This is a genomic window from Sphingomonas sp. 3P27F8 (assembly GCF_005502745.1).
GTDB lineage: Bacteria > Pseudomonadota > Alphaproteobacteria > Sphingomonadales > Sphingomonadaceae > Sphingomonas.
On sequence record NZ_SCNL01000009.1, the window covers coordinates 95,357 to 113,834 of the forward strand.

The window sequence follows — 18,478 nt, forward strand, 5'->3', positions numbered from 1 at the left end:
GTCATTGCGGGGAAGTCGACGGATTCGAAGGGAAGTGGGGAGCTTCTGTTGCCCGGTGCTCCCCGTACCGCTGGAATCCGCTTCTGTTGCCCGGTGCGGCCCAACCGCGCTTTTGTTCGAGTAACCTTAGGCCGTTAGGCCGTCAGTTACGCGGCAATCGCGAGTGCTTCGTTATCGTTGGCACTTGTGTATGGGCCGTCACGGTGGTCCCATTCCGAGCAAAAGCCAGTGCCTTTCAACACACGTCGATCCTGGTTCGGCCCCGTCATCATCCGCCCGGCAGGACGGTTGGTGGTGGAGCCGCCGGGTACTGCCCCCGGGTCCGCTGCGTCTATTATTCACCGGCGTTTATCGCCATAGCCGTGGGGCAAGCCCCGCGAGCATCCCCGATATAGGCGCGCCGGACGAAAACTGAAAGCCCGCCTTTTGCTCGCCATAATGCAGGTACATAGAATAGAATATCATGTTGACGCAGCGTTCCCGCTACGCGCTCCGCGCGATGCTATTCCTGGCCGAAGCTCCGGCCGCCAGCCCACCGATCCCGATGAATCGCATCGCTGCGGGGGCGAATGTACCGCGCAAGTTCCTTGAGCTTATCCTGGCCGACCTACGCGATGCAGGTTTCCTCATCAGCCATCGCGGCAAGATGGGTGGTTATCAGCTCGCGCGATCAAGCCATATGATATCGCTTGGTGAAATCATCCGCGTGATCGAAGGGCCGCTCGCGCTCGTACCCTGCGTCAGCCGCACCGCCTATCGCCCGTGCAAGGATTGCAAGAGCGAGGCTGACTGCGCGATCCGCCACGCGATGATGCGCGTCCGCGACGAAACCGCGCGTATTCTGGACGGCACCAGCCTTGCCGATGCCACCGCCGAGGATCTGGCCGCCGCGTAACGCCTGTCGCCGCCCGGCCGCGGCCGGGACGGCAACATCTGTTCACGCGCCGCGTCGTGCGCGCAGCTCGTCGCGGATCTCGCGCAGCAAAACCACATCGGCCGGATCGGCGGCTGGCGCTGCTTCGGGGCGCGGCACGACACGATTAACGGCGCGCACGATCAAGAAGATGATGAAGGCGATAATGAGAAAATTGACCGCTTGGGTAACGAACTGGCCATAGCCCAGAAGCGGGACGCCAGCCTTTTTCAGTGCGGCATAATCGGATGATCCCTGCAGTTTTTCGGGCACCGCGCCGAGCACAACGAAGTAACTGGAAAAATCGAGACCACCGAAAACCTTGCCGATCACCGGCATGATGACGTCCTCGGTCAGCGAGGTCACGATCTTGCCGAACGCCGCACCGATAATCACCGCCACCGCGAGATCGAGCACATTGCCGCGCGCGATGAACGCCTTGAATTCACTGAACATGGGCCGACACTCCTGTTGCGGGGAGGCAGATTAACCACACGATTGCCTCTTCGCCAAGCGCGACAAGTGTCCTATATGCCTAGGACAGAACCAGGAGGAACCCCGCCGATGACGTCTCGTTCGTTTGCCCCGCGCTCGCTCGCTGTTGCCGGCCTCGCGTTGACGCTTGGCGCATGCGGGATCAACACGATCCCAACGGCGGAGGAAAACGCCAAGGCGCGCTGGGCCGATGTGCAGAATCAATATCAGCGCCGCGCCGATCTCATCCCCAATCTCGTTTCGACGGTGAAGGCAGCCGGCGCGCAGGAGAAGGACATTCTCGTCGAGGTGACGCAGGCGCGCGCATCGGCGAGTCAGGTAAAGCTATCGGGCGACCAGCTCACCGATCCCGCCGCCGTCCAGCGTTATCAAACCGCGCAGGCGGGGTTGACCATGTCGCTCCAGCGCCTTCAGGAAGCGTATCCCGAATTGAAGAGTCAGGGCAATTATACGACGCTGATGAGCCAGCTCGAAGGCACTGAGAATCGCATCACTATCGCCCGCAACGATTACAACTCGGCGGTGCAGCAGTACAACACCACGATCCGCACCTTCCCCAACGCGATTGGCGCGAAGATATTCTATGGCGCCAAGCCGATGGTGCCTTTCGCCGCAACCACACCGGGAGCCGACACCGCGCCCAAGGTCAATTTCGGAAGCTGACGTGATGACGCGCGCCGGCCTTACTGCCCGCCACACCCGGGCCGGCGTCTGCCCTTGGATCCAGCTGCTATTAGCGCTGGCGGCAACGCTGCTCGCGACGCTGTCGATGCCGGCAGCCGCGCAAACTTTCCCGAAGTTCACCGGTTTCGTGGTGGACGATGCAGGGATTTTGCCAGCGGCCGTGCAAGCTGATCTCTCGCAGAAACTCGATGCGTTGCAGCGTGATACGAAGCGCCAAGTCGTCGTCGTCACGGTCAAAGACCTGCAAGGCTATCCGATCGAGGAGTATAGCAACAAACTGTTTCGTGCCTGGGGTATCGGGCTGAAAGACGTCAATAACGGCGCGCTGTTCGTCATTGCCCCCAACGAGCGCAAGTTGCGTATCGAGGTGGGCTACGGACTGGAACCCTTCCTGACCGACGCTTTGTCCAGCGTCATCATCAACAGCGATGTGCTGCCACGTTTCAAAGCCGGCGACATGCCCGGTGGCGTTGTGGCGGGGACTGATGCGATCATCACTCAGCTTCGCGCCTCACCCGAGGAGGCTAAGGCGCGGCTCGATGCGGCGGTGAAACAGTTCGACCAGACGCATCGCGCGCAGCGATCCGGCAGCAAAGGTGTGCCGATCGGCCTCATCTTCTGGGGCATGGTGCTGCTGTTCGTGCTGCTCTCCTTCGTGCGACGGAGCGGGCGTGGACAGCGCTATGGCGGCGATGGATCCGGAGCGCTGCCGATCGTCCTTTGGTCGATCGCAAGCGAGATGATGCGCGGCGGTGGTGGGGGCGGCTGGGGTGGCGGCGGCGGTTGGGGCGGCGGCGGCTTTGGTGGCGGCGGCTTTGGTGGCGGCGGTGGTGGATCGAGCGGCGGCGGTGGCGCTTCGGGGGGCTGGTGATGCAGATGACAGCTGAGGATCGCGATCGCGTAACGGCGGCCGTGACGGCGGCGGAGGCAAGCACCGATGGTGAGATCGTAACGGTCGTCGCCCGCGCCTCCGATGCCTATCACGACGTCGCGCTGCACTGGACGCTGCTCGTGATGCTGCTGATGGTGGCGCTTCTAGCCACATTCCCGCAGATCATCGAACAAATCCACCTGCTGACCGATCCGTGGGCGCCCGTAGTATCCATTCGCGCGGCGGTGACCATCACGCTGTTCGTCGCCGTGATTACGTTTCTCACCGCACGCCTGCTCTTCGCATGGCGCCCGCTGCGGCTGGCGCTGACACCGGGTGCAACCAAGGCGCGCCGGGTCCGTGCGCGCGCACTGGCGGTGTTCCGTGCAGCCGCCGAGAAGCGCACCATAGGCTCGACCGGCGTCCTGCTGTATCTCAGCCTTGACGAGCATCGCGCGGAGATCATCGCCGATGCGGCGATTCACGATCGCGTGCCGGACAGCACATGGGGCGCTGCGATGGCGGCGCTAGTCGGTCCGCTGCGCAAAGGCCATCCAGCAGACGGCATGGTCGCGGCGGTCAGCCAGATCGGGCTCGTGCTGGGCGAGCATTTCCCGCGCACGCCCGGCGACACCAACGAGCTTCCGGATCGCCTCATCCTCCTATGACCGCCGAAGCCGTTTGGGAGGGCCGTTTCATCCGCATGATGAAAGACGGCAAATGGGAATATGCCTCTCGCACGAGAGGCATCGGCGCGGCGGTGATCCTGGCGATCACGGCCAATGGTGAAGTGATTCTCGTCGAACAATATCGCGTGCCGCTGGGACGCAACTGTCTCGAACTGCCTGCGGGGCTGGTGGGCGACGAGAATCCGGGCGAGGATATAGCTCCGGCCGCCATCCGCGAACTGGAAGAAGAAACCGGCTATAGGGCCGGCCGCGTCGAGCCGCTTGGCGTCTTCTATTCCTCGCCGGGAATGGTCAGCGAGGGCTTCATGCTGGTGTGCGCGCATGATCTGGTTAGAATGGGCGATGGCGGCGGCGATGGTGACGAGAATATCATCGTCCATCTCGTGCCGCGCGAAAAGATTGCCGCCTTCGTCGCGAGCAAGCGCGACGAAGGCGTGGCGATCGACGTAAAGATGCTACTGCTGCTCGCCGATACGATCATATAGCTTGGCGGGTATCGCGCCGGGCGACAATCAGCGGAAATTGTCCGCGTAAGCCTGCAGCTTGAGCTTGCGTTGCGGCGCCGGAATGACGGTGAAGGCCAGCCCCTCGCGCTTGGCATGGGCGATCGCCGCCTCGCTCGACGGGAACATGATCCGCACTTGGTCACGGGTATCGCCGCTGCCCGCCCAGCCGGTGAGCGGATCGGGCTGCTTGGCCTCGGCCGGTTCGAACTCAAGCACCCAATTGTCGGTGCGATACTTCCCCGATTGCATGGCGTTCTTCGGGCGCTGATAGATGCGAGCGGTAGGCATAGGTGCCCCTTAACCCGTTTGGCCGCGCCTTGCATCGGCATTTTTCGTGCGCAGTGTCGCGCTGGCGCTGGCGGGATCGTTGGGCCACGGATGGCGCGGATAGCGTCCTCGCATCTCCTTCGCCACAGCCGCCCAGCTTCCGGCCCAGAAACCGGGAAGATCCCGCGTCATCTGGATCGGGCGCCCCGCGGGCGAGGTGAGGGACAGGACAAGCGGCACGCGCCCCTCCCCCACCACCGGATGCTCGGCCAGCCCGAACAACGCCTGCACGCGAAGCTCGACGCGCGGGCCGCCCTCTGCGCCATAATCGATCGCGTGCGATGTGCCCGCAGGGCTGGTGAAATACGCCGGGGCGACGCGGTCGATACGCTGAAGATCGTCCCACCCCAGCATATTGCGGAGAGCGTGTGTTAGGGTGGCTGAGGTAGTAGCGGCGAGCCGGCGCTGCCCCTCCACGAGCGGGGGCAGCCATTCGTCGAGCCGGTCGAGCAGGGTCGCATCGTCGAGGGGGACGCCCGCATAGCCAGCGCGTACGCGGAACGCGCGCGCGCCATCGCCCCATGGCAGCAGGTGCAGACCATGGCGGCGCACGCCCTCCACCAGCGCCGCGGCGATCAGCGCTGGCGAGGCGTTCGAGTCGGGCCCGCTCGCCAGCCGAATGGCGCCCAGGCGGCGCTCACGCAGCGGCCGCACGGCCCCGGTCGCGGCGTCGAACTCGGCAATATGGCGCGTCTCGATCCGCGCGGCGAACAGCGCCTCGACCGTCTCGGCATCGACCGCCGCCGCTGACAGGATGCGCGCGCCGGCCGCCATCCCCTGCGTCTCGGCGACCGCCAGCCATTCATTGCGGGCGAGCGGCGCGGTCGGATCGAGCCTGAAGCCACGCCCGCCGACCGAGGCCCAGCGCTCCCCCGAGGCATCGCGCCGGCGCGCCACCCGATCCGGGAAGGCGAGCGCGATGCAGGTAGCGACACGCTGCCCCTCCCCAAGGCTCGCAACCTCGACAAAAGGCGCCTGACTGCCGCCGACCAGCCGCGCCCAGCGGGCGGCGAGGCTGCGCGCCGCTTCGGCCTTGCGCGATCGATCCCCGCGCCAGCGCCGCAACCTGAGTTCCAGATCGGCGTCATTCCCGCCCAGCCCGCGCTCGCCCAGCAGCACAGCCACATCGGCAGCCGTCGCTGCAAGCCCCATCCCGGCCGCACGCACCAGCATGTGCGCGAGCCGCGGGGGCATCGGCAGCGACGCGATGGCGCGGCCGTGCACGGTCGGGCGCCCATCGGCATCGATCGCGTCGAGCATGGCAAGCCGCGCACGTGCCTCAGCCACGGCTGCCTCGGGTGGGGGATCGATCCACGCCAGATCGCGCGGATCGGCGACGCCCCAGATCGCGGCGGCAAGCACCAGCGCGGAAAGATCGGCCTCCAGCATCTCGGGCGGGTCGAAACGCGGCAGGCCAGCAGTTGCCGCTTCCTCCCACAGGCGATAGGCGATGCCCGGACGCTGCCGCGCCGCGCGACCGGCACGCTGGATGACCGCAGCCTGGCTGGCGCGTTCCGTGACCAGCCGCGTCATCCCCGCCGCGCGGTCATAGCGCGGGCGACGCGCCAGCCCCGAATCGACGACCACGCCGATCCCATCCAGCGTGAGGCTGGTTTCGGCGATCGAGGTGGCGAGCACGAGCTTGCGTGCGCCATCCGGCTCGGCCCGGATCGCGGCGCGCTGCGCGGCGGGATCGAGGGCGCCGTGAAGCTTGTGAAGGGTGACGCCGGGGATGCCCTCCAGCCGCTCGGCGGTGCGCTCGATCTCCGCCACGCCCGGGAGGAACGCCAGCACCCCGTCCGCCGTTTCGCGCAGCGCCAGACGCACGGCGCCGGCCACCGCATCCTCGATCCGCGCATCGCCGCCACGCCCGAGATAACGCAGCTCGAGCGGCCAGCTTCGTCCCGCGCTCTCGATCACCGGCGCGTCGCCCAGCAGCCTGGCGAAGCGCGCGCCATCGAGCGTGGCGGACATCGCCACCAGCCGCAGATCGGGCCGTAATCCAGCCTGCGCGTCGATAGCGAGCGCCAGGCCGAAATCTCCATCGAGGCTTCGCTCGTGCACCTCGTCGAACAGCACGGCGGAAATACCATCCAGTTCCGGGTCGTTCTGGATGCGCGCGACGAAGATCCCCTCCGTCACCACCGTGACCCGCGTCGCCGCCGAGCGCTTCGTATCGAGCCGGGTGGCATAGCCGAACGTGCGCCCCACCGGCTCGCCCGCCAGCGCCGCCATCCGCTCCGCCGCCGCGCGCGCGGCAAGCCGGCGGGGCGACAGGAGCAGCACCTCCCCCGCGCACCAATCCTCCGCGATCAGCGCGGGGGCGACCGCGGTGGTCTTGCCCGCACCCGGCGGCGCGACCAGCACCGCTCCCGATCGCTCGCGCAACGTGGCGAGCAGATCGGGCAAAACGGCGTGGATGGGCAGATCGTCAGCCAAGCGTCTCCGCCGCCAGCTTCTTCAGGTCCACCTGCGGCCGCGCGCCGAAATGGCTGATGATCTCCGCCGCGCATGCCGCGCCGAGCCTGAGCGATTCGGCTACGCCGCGCCCTTCGGCCTGCGCATGCAGGAAGCCGGCCGCGAACAGATCGCCGGCGCCCGTGGTATCCACCACTTTCTCGACCGGCGCGGCGGCGACCAGAACGCGCTCGTCCCCGGCTATCGCCATCGCGCCCTTTTCGCTCAGCGTCACGACGAGCAGCGGCACCTTCGCCTGCAACGTCGCGATCGCGGCATCGACATCGGCCGTTTCGGTGAGGCACATGATTTCAGCCTCGTTCGCGAACAATACGTCGATCAGGCCGTGATCGATCAGATCGTGGAACGCGCCGCGATGGCGCTCGATCACGAATTCGGCCGAAAGCGTGAAGGCGACCTTGCGCCCCGCCGCGCGGGCAACGTCGATCGCGGCGCGCATCGCGGCGCGCGGCTCCTCCGGATCCCACAGATAGCCCTCGAGATAGAGATATTGCGCATCCGCGATCAGATCGCGATCCAGCGCCTCCGCCGGAAGATAATGCGAGGCGCCCAGGAAGGTGTTCATCGTGCGCTGCCCATCCGGCGTCACGAAGATCAGGCAGCGGCCGGTGGTCGGCTGGCCGGGGCGCGTCGCGGTGTCGAAACGGATGCCGGCGGCGCGGATATCGTGCGCGAAGACCTGGCCGAGCTGATCGTCCGCGACCTGCCCGATGAAGCCGCACTTGCCGCCGAGCGACGCGATGCCCGCGATCGTGTTGGCCGCCGAGCCGCCCGACATCTCCTGCCCCGGCCCCATCTTGGCATAAAGCGCGTCAGCGTCCTCGGGCGAGAAGACGAGCTGCATCGCGCCCTTCGTCATGCCGTTGCCGGCAATGAAATCATCGGCGGCGGGGGCGAGAATGTCGACGATCGCATTGCCGATCGCGACGACCGCGTAGGTAGGCTGGGTCAAGTATGGAAACCCCAAACGAATGGAAAGCTGGCGAGCGCCGTAGTGAGAGCGCCCGCCTTGCGCAACCGCCCGTGACCGCGCATCTCCTGCTACAGATGTTCCGCGCGCTATCCCTTTCGCTGTCGCAATTGGGCGATCCGCGCATCCTGCGGGTGCTGGGCAAGAGCCTGTTGGCGACCATTGCGCTGTTCCTGCTGCTGGGCCTCGGCGTGTGGTGGGGCGTGGAACAGGCGCTCGCCCGATCCGAGTGGCATGACGAGCTGGCATCGGCTGCGACCATCGTCGCGCTGGTGCTCGCCTTCTGGTTCCTGTTCCGCGCGATCGCGGTGGCCGTGGTCGGGCTGTTCGCGGACGATGTGGTGGAAGCGGTGGAGGCGAAGCATTATCCTGCCGCACGTGCCGCCGCACGCCCGGTGGCGATGCATCGCGCCGCGCTGATGGGGCTGCGGTCCGCCGGGCGATTCCTGATGGTGAACCTTCTGCTGCTGCCGCTCTATGGCGTGCTGCTGTTCACCGGCATCGGCACCGCGGCGCTGTTCTTCATCGTCAACGGCTGGCTGCTCGGGCGCGATCTCGGCGATATGGTGGCGGCGCGACACATGGACGATGCGGCGATGCGCGCGTGGCGCCGGACGAACGGGGGCCAGCGCCTGCTGCTTGGCCTTGCCGCGACCGGGCTGTTCGTGGTTCCGCTGCTCAACATTCTCGCGCCGGTGCTGGGCGCGGCGATGGCGACACATCTGTTTCATCGGGGACGACAATGACGCGCGGGCTTGGCATTTTGGCGACGGCTGGGTTGCTCGCGGGCTGCGCCACGACCGGCGCCAACCCGCCGGGGTCCGGCGCGTCGGCCGTGGCCGTGCCGTACAGTTCGACCGGGCTGGAGCGCGTTATCGGGCAGGACAGCGCCGCGCTCGTCAAGCTGTTCGGCAAGCCCGACGCCGACGTTCAGGAAGGGACGGCGCGCAAGCTTCAGTTCCAGAGCCGGATCTGCGTGCTCGATGCGTATCTTTATCCGCGCGGAAACCAGGAACCGCGCGTCACCTATATCGATGCGCGCGAGCCTGACGGCAGTTCGATCGACCGCGCGAGCTGCGTCGCGGCGCTCACCCGGCGCGAGGGCGTACGCTAGGCACCGGCTATGCCAGCAGAAACGTGCCCTCGACCACGGTGACGCAATCGCCGCCCAGCATCACGCGATCGCCCGCGAGCCGGCATGACAGGCGACCGCCGCGCGCGCTGGCCTGATATGCGCTGAACGTGTCGCGGCCCAGCCGCTTCGCCCAATAGGGCACCATCACGGCGTGGGCGGAGCCGGTGACCGGATCCTCGTCGATCCCCGCGCCCGGCGCGAAGGCGCGGCTGATGATGTCGCTGTCGTCGCCCGGGGCGGTGACGATCGTGAGCGTGTCGCCCTCCTTCGCCAGCGCGCGAAAGTCCGGCTCCAGCGCGCGGACGGCATCGGCATCGCTGAGGACAACCAGCGCATAGCGGCTTTCGTGCCAAAGGGTTTCGACCGCATCGTCCAGCCCGAGCGCGGCAATCACCGAGGGCAAGGGCTTCGCCGCCGGCGCCCAGGCCGGCAGCGCCATCTGATAGCCAGCCCCGTCGCGCTCGACCTCCAGCACACCGGCTTTGCGCGTGCGGAAGCGCACGCGTTGCCGCGCATCCTCCGCCGAGAGCACGAAATGCCCGCTCGCCAGCGTCGCGTGGCCGCACAGCGCGACTTCGGCAACGGGGGTGAACCAGCGCAATTCGAAATCCGCCTCTCCGCTGGAATCGGGAATGAGAAAGGCGGTTTCGGACAGGTTGTTTTCGGCGGCGATCGCCTGCAGCGTCGCATCGTCAAGCCACGCGGCGAGCGGCATCACCGCCGCCGGATTGCCCGCGAACGGCGTGCTGGCAAAGGCATCGATCTGTGCGAAACCCAATCTCATCAATACCGCTCCATTCAAACGCGCTTGCCGAACCAGTGCGGCGTCACATCCGCCTCGACCAGCGGATTATCGGTATCGACATGCCCCTCCGGATCGAGGTGGATCAACACCTCAACCTTCGGAAACGCATCGCGCAGCCGCCGCTCGACATTCTCCACGATCGTGTGCGCGTCGGCGACCGTGATTTCCCGCGCCACCTCCATGTGGAATTGCGCGAAATCGAGGCTGCCGGAACGCCGGGTGCGGAAATCGTGGATTCCGCGAATCCCCGGCTGGCGCGCGGCGACCTCGATAAAGGCGGCGCGCTGATCTTCCGGCCATTCCTTGTCCATGAGCTGATCGATGGCCTGGCTTGACGCCTGAAACGCCCCCCAGGCCAGCCACGCCGCGATGACGATGCCGAACACGGGATCCGCCCAGCTCAGCCCCACGAACTGATCGAGCGCCAACGCGACGATCACGGACCCGTTGAGCAACGCATCGGACTGATAATGCAGATTATCCGCGAGGATCGCGATCGATCCGGTGCGGCGGATGATCGTGCGTTGATACCACAGCAGCACCAGCGTGGCGGCGATCGCGATCGCGGAGACGGTGATTCCCAGCCCGGCGTCGTGCGTCGGCTGCGGATCGCGCAGCGCCAGCACCGCGCGCCAGGCGATCGCGGCGGCCGATGCGGCAATGAGCGCGACCTGAAACAGCGCGGCGAGCGCCTCTGCCTTGCCATGGCCAAAGCGGTGATCGTGATCGGCCGGCTCGGCGGCGAGCTTGACGCCGTACAGGGTGACGAGGCTCGCGAGCAGATCGAGCGCGGTATCCGCAAGCGAGCCGAGCATCGCCACCGAGCCCGTCTGCCACGCGCCGAACGCCTTCAGCAGCAGCAGTGATGACGCCATCGCCACGCTCGCCAGCGCGGCGCGCATGGCAAGCGGGATGACGCGGCGGCGTTCTTCACCAGTCACGGGTAGAGCAATCCTTCACGCCAGCCGCCGGCCCCATCCGGCAGGAACAGGCGGCGTTCATGCAGCCGGTGCGCGCGATCCTGCCAGAATTCGATTCGCTCCGGCGTGACGCGATAGCCGCCCCAGTAAGCGGGTCGGGGCACGTCCCTGCCGTCGAAGCGCGCGCGCATCTCCTCGAACCTCGCCTCGAAGGTCGCGCGGCTGTCGAGCGGGCGGGATTGATCGGATGCCCAGGCGCCGAGTTGCGAATCGCGACTGCGCGTCGCGAAATAGGCATCGCTCTCCGCATCGCTCGCTACCGACACCGGGCCTTCGATGCGGATCTGGCGGCGCAGCGATTTCCAGTGAAACAGCAGTGCCGCCTGTGGATTGGCGGCGAGATCGGCGGCCTTGCGCCCCTCGCGATTGGTGTAGAACACGAAGCCATCGGGGCCATGCCCCTTCAGCAGCACCATCCGCACCGTCGGGCGCGCCCGGGCATCCGCCGTCGCCAGCGCCATGGCATTGGAATCGTTCGGCTCGGTCGCCCGCGCTTCGGCATACCAGGCATCGAACAGCTCGAAAGGATCGTCGCTCATGCGCGATCCCATAGCGCGGCGCCTCGCCAAGCGCCATCGCGCGCGTCTTGAGCGCGCTCGCCCACGCGCCTAGAGGGAGCGCCAGGAGATTTGCGGAGTCCACATGGCAGGCCATTCAAAGTTCAAGAACATCATGCACCGCAAGGGCGCGCAGGATAAGAAGCGCTCTGCGGCATTTTCCAAGCTGAGCCGTGAAATCACCGTCGCGGCGAAGATGGGCACGCCCGACCCGGACATGAACCCGCGCCTGCGCGCCGCCGTCAACGCGGCCAAGGCGGCGTCGATGCCGAAGGACAACATCGCCCGCGCGATCGACAAGGCGAGCCGGGGTGACGGCGAGAATTACGAGGAAGTGCGCTACGAGGGCTTCGGCCCCGGCGGCGTGAGCCTCATCATCGAGGCGCTGACCGACAACCGCAACCGCACCGCGACCAACGTGCGCACGGCGGTGAGCAAGAACGGCGGAAACCTCGGCGCGTCCGGCTCGGTGAGCCACGGGTTCGATCGCATGGGCCTCATCACCTACCCGGCAAGCGTCGGCGATGCGGAAAAGGTGTTCGAGGCGGCGCTGGAGGCGGGCGCGGAGGATGTGCAGTCCAGCGAGGACGGACATGAGATCTGGACGGCGCAGGCCGATCTTCACGAAGTGGCCCGCGCGCTGGAACCGGTGCTCGGCGAGTTCGAGGGGGCGAAGCTCGCCTGGCGCCCGCAGACCAGCGTGCAGGTTGACGAAGGCGACGCGGCTACGCTGTTCAAGCTGATCGACACGCTGGACGACGACGACGACGTTCAGCAGGTGTGGGGCAATTACGAGGTTTCCGACGAGGTCATGGAAAAGCTGGGCCAGTGAGCCCGGCGCGATGATTATCCTCGGCCTGGACCCGGGCCTCGGCACCACCGGCTGGGGCGTGATCCGGGCGGAGGGGAACCGTCTGTCGCATCTCGCCAACGGCCGGTTCAAGACCGATACCGGCGAGCCGCTCGCGCGGCGGCTTGCCCATCTCGACACCATGCTCGCCGCGCTGCTCGCCGATCACGCGCCACATGCCGCGGCCGTCGAGGAGGTGTTCGTCAACAGCAATCCGCAGTCGACGCTGAAGCTTGGGCAGGCGCGCGGCGTGATCCTGCTCGGCGTGGCGCGCGCCGGGATCGAGCCGGGCGAATATGCCGCGCGGCTGGTCAAGAAAGCGGTGGTAGGCGTGGGCAACGCCGAAAAGGCGCAGGTGCACGCCATGGTCTCGCGGCTGCTGCCCGGCGTGAAAATCGAGGGCGCGGACGCTGCCGACGCGCTGGCGGTGGCGATCACCCACGCGCATCACCTGGCCGGGCGGCGCGCGGGGATCGCCTGACCGCGATCAGTAGCGGCGGTCGCGATATCTCCATCCGCCATGATAGCGATAACCGGGGCGGCCATAGCCCGGCCTGCCATAGCCCGGCCGCCCATAACCGAAATGGCTATAGTAGAACGTCCGATACGGATACGGCCGATAGACCCAGCGCTGGTCGACAAACACCCATGGCCGATACCAGGCCGGCGCGGCATAATAATAAGGCTCGCCATAGCCCTCATAATAAAAGGCCGGCGCGCCGCCGCGCACGACATAGCCTGGCGGGCATCCCGGGCTGGTGGCGTTGCCGCTCGCACTGCCCACCGCCGCGCCGCCAGCCGCGCCGGCGATGCCACCCACCACCAGCCCGGCGCCCCGATCGTGACGCCCGGCGACGCTCGATCCGAGCAATGCACCGAGCAATCCGCCGATCACGGCGCCGGTGCCGGCATTGTTGCCCGATCGCACGCAATAACGCTGCGCCCAATCCTCGGCATAAGCTTCGTAATGGCGATCCTGCTCCAGTTGCTGGGCGTAGGCGGGATCGGCCTGATAGCCGGGCGGTGGCGGGGGCGGGCGCGATCCGTCGTAACCCGGCGGCGCGGTATTGACGTAGCTGTCATAGGCGGGTGCCTGATCGTAGCCGGGCGCCTGCGGATCATAATATTGGCCGTTCGCAACTGGCGGGTAAGCCTGCTGCGAGGGATATCCCGGCTGCGAAGGGTAGCCTTGCTGCGACGGGTAGCCCTGTTGCGAAGGGTAGTTTTGCGACGAGGGATAGGCCGGTTGTGGCGGATAATCCTGTGCCGAGGGATAGCCCTGCTGTGAAGGATAGTCCTGTGACGGGGGATAACCCTGCGGCGGCGGGTAATTCTGCGCCGAAACGGCTGCCAGCGGGGTCGCGACCGCGACGACCCCCGTCATTACCCGCAATCCCGTTACACGCCACTTGATAGCCATGGGACCAGCCTTATCGATATAGGGGACAAACGCTTTATCGCCGGCAATGTGAACCGTCGCTGACGCCTGTTGCCGGCGTATGTCTCCCAAAGACGCTTCCGCCGCCCGTTCGTTCCGATTATGTCCGCGGCCATGCGTCACGCCATTCGCACCCTGCCGCCTCGATGATCGCGCATCTCAAGGGCCGGCTCGATTCCACCGGGATCGATCATGCGGTGATCGACGTCGGCGGGGTCGGCTATCTTGTCGGTGCGTCGTCCCGGACGCTCGCGGCGATCGGCCCGGTCGGCGAGGCATGCGTGCTGTTCACCGAAATGCTGGTCGGAGAGGAATTCATCCGCCTTGTCGGCTTCGCCCGCGCCGAGGAGCGCGACTGGTTTCGCCTGCTCACCGGGGTGCAGGGCGTCGGCGCGCGGGTGGCGCTGGCGATCCTTTCCGCGCTGGAGCCGGCCGATCTTTCCCGCGCGATCGCGGCGCAGGACAAGGCGATGGTTGCGCGCGCCAACGGGGTTGGCCCGAAGCTGGCCGAGCGCATCGTGCGTGAACTGAAGGACAAGGCCGGCGGGATCGTGCTGGGTCCGGGCGGATCGGCAGCCGCGACAACAGGCGCAACGGGGGCTGGCGCGGATGCCGTTTCCGCGCTGCTCAATCTTGGCTTCCGCCCGGCGGAGGCGAGCAGCGCGGTGGCGGCGTCCGAGGAAGAGCTTGGCGCGGGCGCGACACTGGACGCCCTCGTCAGGCTGGCGCTGCGCAAGGCAGCGCGCTGACGCGAAACCGCCGGGTTCGCGACGGGCCGGATCCACTGCTGGTCAACACCCGGACCGGGCGGGCCGGCGACGTGATCCACGGCGCATTCCGCCAGCCGCCGTGCGGGGAAGCGGCGCGCATGACCGCTTCACCGCCCCGATTTCGCTTTCCCCGGTTGTCGTGTTCCGTTTATGTCCCTCGCGATGACCGATGCCGACCGCCTGCTGACCCCCGCCCGCCGGCCGGAAGACGTGGACGCAGCGTTGCGCCCGCGCACGCTGGACGAGTTCGTCGGGCAGAAGGCCGCGCGCGAGAATCTGCGCGTCTTCATCCAGGCGGCACGATCCCGGGGCGACGCGCTCGACCATGTCTTGCTGTTCGGGCCGCCCGGGCTGGGCAAGACCACGCTCGCGCAGATCGTCGCGCGCGAGATGGGCGTGGGATTTCGCGCTACTTCCGGGCCGGTGATCGCGAAATCGGGCGATCTGGCGGCGCTGCTCACCAATCTCGAGGATGGCGACGTGCTGTTCATCGACGAGATCCACCGCCTCCAGCCCGCCGTAGAGGAAGTGCTCTATCCGGCGATGGAGGATCGCGCGCTCGATCTGATGATCGGCGAGGGGCCATCGGCGCGCTCCGTGCGGATCGATCTGCCGCGCTTCACGCTTGTCGGCGCGACGACCCGGCAGGGGCTGCTCACGACCCCGCTGCGCGATCGCTTCGGCATTCCGGTGCGCCTGCAATTCTATACGGTGGACGAACTGGAGCATGTCGTGTCACGCGCGGCACGGTTGCTCGATCTTCACATCGCGCCGGACGGCGCCGCGGAGATCGCGCGCCGGGCGCGTGGCACGCCGCGCATCGCCGGCCGCCTGCTGCGCCGGGTGCGCGATTTCGCCAATGTCGCGGGCACGCTGGAGGTGGACGCGACCGCCGCCGATCGCGCGCTGAACCGGCTGGAAGTGGACCACCTTGGCCTTGACGCGATGGACCGGCGCTATCTGACGATGATCGCGGACATTTATCGCGGCGGCCCGGTGGGCGTGGAAACGCTTGCTGCCGGATTATCGGAACCGCGCGACACGATCGAGGAGGTGATCGAGCCGTATCTGATCCAGCTCGGCCTCGTCGCACGCACCGCGCGCGGGCGCTGCCTAAACGCCGGTGGCTGGAAGCACCTCGGGCTGAACCCGCCGGCCGGGAGCGAGGGCGACCTGTTCGAATAGATGGCGCGGGGCTGATGCCGGCAGGTCTGGGTCCGGCCGAATGATCGCACGTCAATATCCGCTACGATACGCCGAACGATCCCGTTCGAATTTGCGTTCTCGAAAACCACCCGGTCATGCCCATGGAAATCGGCATCGGGCGCATAGAATATGACTTTGCCGGGCACCTTCTGTCGATCGCAGGCGACACGCGGATCGGGCGGCGTGACATTGGGATAGAACGACTCATTCGGATCCACAAAGAACTCGTCAAGCAGCCGGCCAGTACACGCCGTCCGATTCTTCCAGGCGCCATTTTTCCCTTACCCTTTCGGTGATGCGGCGAGATTATCGGGCCCCGAAGTTCGCTCACGCGACATTACGGATAATTCATCCATAATTTCGGTTGTGAGCACTGCCAGAAAATGCTGCGTGGCACCCAACGCCCCGGTCTGATAGCGCTGTCCCATGCCCGTTTCCGCCGCCGCTTCCGCCCGCGAGATCCTTGTCCGCCTCCACGATGTGATGGCGGCGCGATCGAACGCGCAGGCGAAGCTCAATCAGGTGGTGGAGATCATCGGCGAAGCACTGGATAGCGAGGTGTGCTCGATCTACCTGCTGCGCGAGGGCGTGCTGGAGCTGTTCGCGACGCGCGGGCTGGATGCGAGCGCGGTGCACGTGACGAAGCTTGCGCTCGGCGAGGGGCTGGTCGGCACGATCGCGAGCGATGTCGAGGTGCTCAACCTGGACGAGGCGGCCAGCCATCCGCATTTCGCCTATCGCCCCGAAACGGGGGAAGAGCGCTTCCAGAGCTTTGCCGGCGTGCCAATCATCCGCCGCGAGCGCGCGGTGGGCGTCCTTTCGGTGCAGCACACCGAGGCGCGCAAATATGCCGACGTGGAGATCGAGGCGCTCCAGACGGTCGCTATGGTGCTGTCCGAGCTTATCGCCAACGCAGGGCTGATCGACGAGGCGACCGGCCCCGGCGGCGACCGGCCGCAGTCCACCGCCAGCGTGCGTATCGCGGGCCAGAAGCTGGTCGACGGGATGGCGGCGGGCTATGCGGTGTTCCACCAGCCGCGGATCACGATCGAACACACTGTCGCGGAGGACACCGAGGCGGAGCGCCATCGCGTCTATGCCGCCTTCGACAAGATGCGCGAACAGATCGAGCGCATGACGCGCGAGGCAGAGTTCGGCGTCGGCGGCGAGCATGACGAGGTTCTCGCCACCTACAAGATGTTCGCCTATGACGAGGGTTGGGCGCGGCGCATCAACGAGGCGATCGACAGCGGCCTTACCGCCGAGGCGGCGATCGAGCGCGTCCAGCAGCGCACCCGGCAGCGGATGCGCCAGATCGATGACCCGCTGCTGGCGGACCGGATGCACGATCTGGAGGATCTGGCGAACCGCCTGCTGCGGATCGTTTCCGGTCAGATGGGCACCGCCGCGCAACTCGGCCTGCGCCGCGACACGATCCTCATCGCGCGTAACCTGGGCCCCGCCGAACTGCTCGAATATGATCGCCGGCGGCTCAAGGGCGTGATCCTCGAGGAAGGATCGCTGACGGCGCACGTCACGATCGTCGCGCGGGCGATGGGGGTGCCGGTGCTCGGCCGCGTGCGCGACGTGCGCCGGCTGATCGCGGACGGCGATCTCCTGCTGCTCGACGTGAACGAGGGAACGGTGGTGGTGCGCCCGTCCCCCGCGATGGAGGAGGCGTTCGATTCAAAGCTCGCGCTACGCCAGAAGCGTCGCGCCGCTTATGCCGCCTTGCGCGAGGTGGCGCCCGAAACGACGGACGGGCACCGCGTAAAGGTCATGGTCAACGCCGGGCTGCGCGACGATGTCGCCGCGCTCGACCTGACCGGCGCGGACGGGATCGGCCTGTTCCGCACGGAATTCCAGTTCCTCGTTTCCGCCACCCTGCCCTCGCGCGAGCGTCAGCAGCGGCTCTATCGCGAGGTGCTGGATGCCGCGGGCGAGCGCCCGGTGGTGTTCCGCACCATCGATATCGGCGGGGACAAGGCGCTGCCGTATCTGAAGGACAATCCCGCCGACGAGGAGAACCCGGCAATGGGCTGGCGCGCGCTGCGCCTCGGCCTAGAGCGCGAGGGGCTGATGAAGGTGCAGGCCCGCGCCCTGCTGGAGGCCGGGGCCGGGCGCACATTGAACGTGATGTTTCCGATGGTGTCGGAGGCGTGGGAGTTCGACGAGGCGCGCGCGCTGTTCGAAGCGCAGCGCGAATGGCTGCTCAATCGCGGCCGCCGTCTGCCCGCCGATATCCGCTACGGCGCGATGCTGGAGGTGCCGAGCCTTGCCTATCAGCTCGATCTGCTGCTGCCGAAGTTGCAGTTCATCTCGGTGGGCACCAACGATCTGACCCAATTCCTGTTCGCCGCCGATCGCGCCAATCCGAAGCTGGCGGACCGCTATGACTGGCTCTCGACATCGATCCTGCGCTTTCTCGCGAGCGTCGTGGAGCCAGTACGCGCGGCGGGCGTGACGCTCACGATCTGTGGCGAAATGGGCGGGCGGCCGCTGGAGGCGATGGCGCTGATCGGCCTCGGCATCGAGCGGCTGTCGATCACCCCGGCGGCGGTCGGCCCGATCAAGGCGATGATCCGTTCGCTCGATCGCAGCGCGGTGATGGCGGAAATGCGGCGCCTGCTCGCGACGCCCCCGCGCGACTTTCGCGGCGCACTGGCCGCGTTCGCCGCCGCGCAGGGCGTCGAATTGGGGTAGATCGTGGACTAACACAGGTAAGTGTGATTGACACGCAACCCGGCCTTTGGGACACGTCATTGGAATAGCGGGCCCGAAACAAATACATGGTTGCGGCCCGC

The 18,478-nt window shown here is 66.9% G+C and carries 20 protein-coding genes and 1 other RNA gene; 12 read left to right on the top strand and 9 right to left on the bottom strand.

Annotated features, from left to right (window positions below):
* Positions 1-33 precede the first annotated feature (33 nt).
* Positions 34-421: a transfer-messenger RNA gene (gene ssrA / locus FFS35_RS12080) on the bottom strand.
* Between the two features lie 42 nt (positions 422-463).
* Here ssrA and FFS35_RS12085 point away from each other — a divergent pair.
* The gene (locus FFS35_RS12085; RefSeq protein WP_137787348.1) at positions 464-895 is read left to right on the top strand and encodes an Rrf2 family transcriptional regulator; all 432 of its coding nucleotides are present in this window, start codon (positions 464-466) and stop codon (positions 893-895) included.
* A 42-nt stretch (positions 896-937) separates the two neighbouring features.
* On the opposite strand, the gene mscL is transcribed toward FFS35_RS12085, so the two are convergent.
* A complete protein-coding gene (mscL, locus tag FFS35_RS12090; protein WP_137787349.1) occupies positions 938-1,369 on the bottom strand; it encodes a large conductance mechanosensitive channel protein MscL in 432 nt (143 codons plus the stop codon).
* A 108-nt stretch (positions 1,370-1,477) separates the two neighbouring features.
* On the opposite strand from mscL, the gene FFS35_RS12095 reads away from it, so the two are divergent.
* The 4 genes from FFS35_RS12095 to FFS35_RS12110 are packed head-to-tail and all read left to right on the top strand — an operon-like array spanning position 1,478 to position 4,137.
* Positions 1,478-2,071, top strand: coding sequence for a LemA family protein (locus FFS35_RS12095; protein ID WP_137787350.1), 594 nt, complete (start codon positions 1,478-1,480; stop codon positions 2,069-2,071).
* Positions 2,072-2,075: 4 nt separating this feature from the next.
* Positions 2,076-2,963, top strand: coding sequence for a TPM domain-containing protein (locus FFS35_RS12100; protein ID WP_137787424.1), 888 nt, complete (start codon positions 2,076-2,078; stop codon positions 2,961-2,963).
* Positions 2,963-3,631, top strand: a complete 669-nt coding sequence (locus tag FFS35_RS12105) for a TPM domain-containing protein (RefSeq protein ID WP_137787351.1) — start codon at positions 2,963-2,965, stop codon at positions 3,629-3,631. Before FFS35_RS12100 ends, FFS35_RS12105 begins: the two co-directional genes overlap by 1 nt.
* Entirely contained in the window at positions 3,628-4,137 is a 510-nt protein-coding gene (locus FFS35_RS12110; RefSeq protein ID WP_137787352.1) for an NUDIX hydrolase, read from the top strand. Before FFS35_RS12105 ends, FFS35_RS12110 begins: the two co-directional genes overlap by 4 nt.
* A 27-nt stretch (positions 4,138-4,164) precedes the next feature.
* On the opposite strand, the gene FFS35_RS12115 is transcribed toward FFS35_RS12110, so the two are convergent.
* The 3 genes from FFS35_RS12115 to FFS35_RS12125 are packed head-to-tail and all read right to left on the bottom strand — an operon-like array spanning position 4,165 to position 7,915.
* Positions 4,165-4,446, bottom strand: coding sequence for an ETC complex I subunit (locus tag FFS35_RS12115; RefSeq protein WP_137787353.1), 282 nt, complete (start codon positions 4,444-4,446; stop codon positions 4,165-4,167).
* Between the two features lie 9 nt (positions 4,447-4,455).
* Positions 4,456-6,924: an ATP-dependent helicase HrpB gene (gene hrpB, locus FFS35_RS12120; protein ID WP_137787354.1), complete on the bottom strand. Its 2,469-nt coding sequence runs from the start codon at positions 6,922-6,924 to the stop codon at positions 4,456-4,458.
* A complete protein-coding gene (locus FFS35_RS12125) occupies positions 6,917-7,915 on the bottom strand; it encodes an adenosine kinase (RefSeq protein ID WP_137787355.1) in 999 nt (332 codons plus the stop codon). The genes hrpB and FFS35_RS12125 overlap by 8 nt, the downstream gene beginning before the upstream one ends.
* Before the next feature lie 71 nt (positions 7,916-7,986).
* On the opposite strand from FFS35_RS12125, the gene FFS35_RS12130 reads away from it, so the two are divergent.
* Both FFS35_RS12130 and FFS35_RS12135 read left to right on the top strand, forming a co-directional pair.
* Positions 7,987-8,679: an EI24 domain-containing protein gene (locus FFS35_RS12130; protein ID WP_349290325.1), complete on the top strand. Its 693-nt coding sequence runs from the start codon at positions 7,987-7,989 to the stop codon at positions 8,677-8,679.
* Positions 8,676-9,047, top strand: coding sequence for a hypothetical protein (locus FFS35_RS12135; protein WP_137787356.1), 372 nt, complete (start codon positions 8,676-8,678; stop codon positions 9,045-9,047). Before FFS35_RS12130 ends, FFS35_RS12135 begins: the two co-directional genes overlap by 4 nt.
* Positions 9,048-9,054: 7 nt before the next feature.
* Here the strand turns inward: FFS35_RS12135 and FFS35_RS12140 are convergent, their stop codons facing one another.
* Genes FFS35_RS12140 through pdxH form a run of 3 tightly spaced genes read right to left on the bottom strand, consistent with a single transcriptional unit; the run spans position 9,055 to position 11,392 of the window.
* A complete protein-coding gene (locus FFS35_RS12140; protein ID WP_137787357.1) occupies positions 9,055-9,852 on the bottom strand; it encodes a PhzF family phenazine biosynthesis protein in 798 nt (265 codons plus the stop codon).
* 14 nt (positions 9,853-9,866) lie between these two features.
* Positions 9,867-10,814, bottom strand: coding sequence for a cation diffusion facilitator family transporter (locus FFS35_RS12145; RefSeq protein WP_249341599.1), 948 nt, complete (start codon positions 10,812-10,814; stop codon positions 9,867-9,869).
* Entirely contained in the window at positions 10,811-11,392 is a 582-nt protein-coding gene (gene pdxH, locus FFS35_RS12150) for a pyridoxamine 5'-phosphate oxidase (RefSeq protein WP_249341600.1), read from the bottom strand. Before pdxH ends, FFS35_RS12145 begins: the two co-directional genes overlap by 4 nt.
* A gap of 103 nt (positions 11,393-11,495) precedes the next feature.
* Here pdxH and FFS35_RS12155 point away from each other — a divergent pair, with 103 nt between their 5' ends.
* Together FFS35_RS12155 and ruvC are read left to right on the top strand one after the other, a co-directional pair.
* Positions 11,496-12,242, top strand: a complete 747-nt coding sequence (locus FFS35_RS12155; protein ID WP_137787359.1) for a YebC/PmpR family DNA-binding transcriptional regulator — start codon at positions 11,496-11,498, stop codon at positions 12,240-12,242.
* 10 nt (positions 12,243-12,252) lie between these two features.
* On the top strand, positions 12,253-12,741 hold the full coding sequence (ruvC, locus tag FFS35_RS12160) for a crossover junction endodeoxyribonuclease RuvC (RefSeq protein WP_137787360.1): 489 nt from the start codon (positions 12,253-12,255) through the stop codon (positions 12,739-12,741).
* A 6-nt stretch (positions 12,742-12,747) separates the two neighbouring features.
* On the opposite strand, the gene FFS35_RS20180 is transcribed toward ruvC, so the two are convergent.
* On the bottom strand, positions 12,748-13,680 hold the full coding sequence (locus tag FFS35_RS20180; protein ID WP_212742202.1) for a hypothetical protein: 933 nt from the start codon (positions 13,678-13,680) through the stop codon (positions 12,748-12,750).
* Between the two features lie 164 nt (positions 13,681-13,844).
* Between FFS35_RS20180 and ruvA the strand changes: the two genes are divergently transcribed.
* The 3 genes from ruvA to ptsP all read left to right on the top strand — a co-directional run bounded on the left by ruvA (position 13,845) and on the right by ptsP (position 18,377).
* Positions 13,845-14,447: a Holliday junction branch migration protein RuvA gene (ruvA, locus tag FFS35_RS12170; RefSeq protein ID WP_137787361.1), complete on the top strand. Its 603-nt coding sequence runs from the start codon at positions 13,845-13,847 to the stop codon at positions 14,445-14,447.
* A 183-nt stretch (positions 14,448-14,630) separates the two neighbouring features.
* A complete protein-coding gene (gene ruvB / locus FFS35_RS12175; RefSeq protein ID WP_137787362.1) occupies positions 14,631-15,653 on the top strand; it encodes a Holliday junction branch migration DNA helicase RuvB in 1,023 nt (340 codons plus the stop codon).
* A 447-nt stretch (positions 15,654-16,100) separates the two neighbouring features.
* Entirely contained in the window at positions 16,101-18,377 is a 2,277-nt protein-coding gene (ptsP, locus tag FFS35_RS12180; RefSeq protein WP_137787363.1) for a phosphoenolpyruvate--protein phosphotransferase, read from the top strand.
* The last annotated feature ends 101 nt before the right edge of the window (positions 18,378-18,478 follow it).

Bases quoted from the DNA above. Each gene is read 5' to 3' on its own strand.
- FFS35_RS12155 (WP_137787359.1), top strand. From the start codon at position 11,496: ATGGCAGGCCATTCAAAGTTCAAGAACATCATGCACCGCAAGGGCGCG.
- FFS35_RS20180 (WP_212742202.1), bottom strand. From the start codon at position 13,680: ATGGCTATCAAGTGGCGTGTAACGGGATTGCGGGTAATGACGGGGGTC.
- FFS35_RS12140 (WP_137787357.1), bottom strand. From the start codon at position 9,852: ATGAGATTGGGTTTCGCACAGATCGATGCCTTTGCCAGCACGCCGTTC.
- FFS35_RS12115 (WP_137787353.1), bottom strand. From the start codon at position 4,446: ATGCCTACCGCTCGCATCTATCAGCGCCCGAAGAACGCCATGCAATCG.
- FFS35_RS12085 (WP_137787348.1), top strand. From the start codon at position 464: ATGTTGACGCAGCGTTCCCGCTACGCGCTCCGCGCGATGCTATTCCTG.
- ruvA (WP_137787361.1), top strand. From the start codon at position 13,845: ATGATCGCGCATCTCAAGGGCCGGCTCGATTCCACCGGGATCGATCAT.
- pdxH (WP_249341600.1), bottom strand. From the start codon at position 11,392: ATGAGCGACGATCCTTTCGAGCTGTTCGATGCCTGGTATGCCGAAGCG.
- FFS35_RS12095 (WP_137787350.1), top strand. From the start codon at position 1,478: ATGACGTCTCGTTCGTTTGCCCCGCGCTCGCTCGCTGTTGCCGGCCTC.
- ruvC (WP_137787360.1), top strand. From the start codon at position 12,253: ATGATTATCCTCGGCCTGGACCCGGGCCTCGGCACCACCGGCTGGGGC.
- FFS35_RS12100 (WP_137787424.1), top strand. From the start codon at position 2,076: ATGACGCGCGCCGGCCTTACTGCCCGCCACACCCGGGCCGGCGTCTGC.
- ptsP (WP_137787363.1), top strand. From the start codon at position 16,101: ATGCCCGTTTCCGCCGCCGCTTCCGCCCGCGAGATCCTTGTCCGCCTC.
- mscL (WP_137787349.1), bottom strand. From the start codon at position 1,369: ATGTTCAGTGAATTCAAGGCGTTCATCGCGCGCGGCAATGTGCTCGAT.
- FFS35_RS12110 (WP_137787352.1), top strand. From the start codon at position 3,628: ATGACCGCCGAAGCCGTTTGGGAGGGCCGTTTCATCCGCATGATGAAA.
- FFS35_RS12135 (WP_137787356.1), top strand. From the start codon at position 8,676: ATGACGCGCGGGCTTGGCATTTTGGCGACGGCTGGGTTGCTCGCGGGC.
- FFS35_RS12105 (WP_137787351.1), top strand. From the start codon at position 2,963: ATGCAGATGACAGCTGAGGATCGCGATCGCGTAACGGCGGCCGTGACG.
- ruvB (WP_137787362.1), top strand. From the start codon at position 14,631: ATGACCGATGCCGACCGCCTGCTGACCCCCGCCCGCCGGCCGGAAGAC.